We start from the raw sequence: 1424 nt of genomic DNA on the forward strand, positions 1-1424 counted from the left end.
GGCTCTTCTCGAACGAGGGTGTAGTCCGTTGAGCGCGTCGCTGTCCGTGTAGGAGTCGAGGTCTCCCTGAAGATGGAAGTTCCTACACTGCCCACCCGGAAGACCTCGACATGTCCCACCCTACTTTTGATGCGCCCTGCCTGACCACGTTCTGCCGCCTCGACGAGCTCGGTCTCCAAGCCGTCGGACAACACCTGGAACCCGACCGAGCGATGCTCCAATGCCGAGTCGTTGAACCAGACCAGTGGTGCCAGCACTGCGGATGTGAGGGGACGCCACGGGACACGGTGGTGCGCAGGCTCGCGCACGAACCCTTCGGACACCGACCCACGACGCTGCTGATCCGCGTGCGTCGTTACAAGTGCTCAGGATGCGGCCGGGTGTGGCGCCAGGACACGACCGCAGCGGCGCCGCCGCGGGCAAAGATCTCCCGCGGCGGTCTGCGATGGGGACTGGAAGGACTCGTGGTGGACCATCTGTCCATCTCCCGCGTCGCGGCAGGACTGGCCGTGTCATGGTCGGCCGCGAACGACGCGATCCTCGCTGAAGGCACACGACAACTGATCGATGACCCCCACCGCTTCGACGGTGTCACCACGATCGGTGTCGACGAGCACGTGTGGCGCCACACGAAGCGTGGCGACAAGTACGTGACCGTGATCATCGATCTGACCCCGGTGCGTGAGAAGACCGGACCTGCCCGGCTGCTGGACATGGTCGAAGGCCGCTCCAAAGCAGTCTTCAAGCGGTGGCTGGCTGCACGCCCGCAGCAGTGGCAGAACGGGATCGAGGTCGTTGCGATGGACGGATTCACTGGGTTCAAGACCGCCGCCGCCGAAGAGCTTCCCGACGCTGCTCCGATCATGGATCCATTCCATGTGATCCGGCTTACCGGGGACGCGCTGGAGAACTGTCGGCGCCGTGTTCAGCGCGATGTGTTCGGTCGTCGGGGTAGGACTGGTGATCCGCTCTACCGGGTCCGCCGGACTCTGCTGACAGGAGCGGGTCTTCTCACCGAGAAGCAGCATGCGCGACTCGAGGAGGTGTTCGCCGACCAGCGCCATGTCGAGGTTGAAGCGACCTGGGGTGTGTATCAGGACATGATCACCGCGTATCGGGAGACGGACCGCGGGCTGGGGAGGTTCTTCCTGCAGCACACGATCGACCGGATCTCCACGGGGGTGCCCGTGCAGCTGGTCGAGGTCCGCAAGCTCGCTCGTACGCTCAAGCAACGAGCCGCTGACGTCCTCGGCTATTTCGATCGGCCCGGGACCAGCAACGGCCCGACGGAGGCGATCAATGGCCGACTCGAGCATCTGCGCGGGATCGCGCTTGGGTTCCGGAACCTGAGGCACTACATCGACAGGAGTCTGCTCGAAGCCGGCGGTTTCAGACCTCGACTACACCCTCGTTCGTGAAGAGCC

1 protein-coding gene is annotated in these 1424 nt (G+C 64.4%); it reads left to right on the plus strand.

All coding sequences use genetic code 11. The features are described from left to right. Nucleotides 1-110: 110 nt before the first annotated feature. Complete coding sequence (locus tag G510_RS0113335; protein WP_029154009.1) at nt 111-1418, plus strand: ISL3 family transposase; 1308 nt, start codon at nt 111-113, stop codon at nt 1416-1418. Nucleotides 1419-1424: the final 6 nt, after the last annotated feature.

The organism is Microbacterium gubbeenense DSM 15944, from assembly GCF_000422745.1.
Lineage (GTDB): Bacteria > Actinomycetota > Actinomycetes > Actinomycetales > Microbacteriaceae > Microbacterium > Microbacterium gubbeenense.

What these genes read in the sequence shown, in the direction of transcription:
- G510_RS0113335 (WP_029154009.1), top strand. Translation starts at nt 111, where the DNA reads ATGTCCCACCCTACTTTTGATGCGCCCTGCCTGACCACGTTCTGCCGC.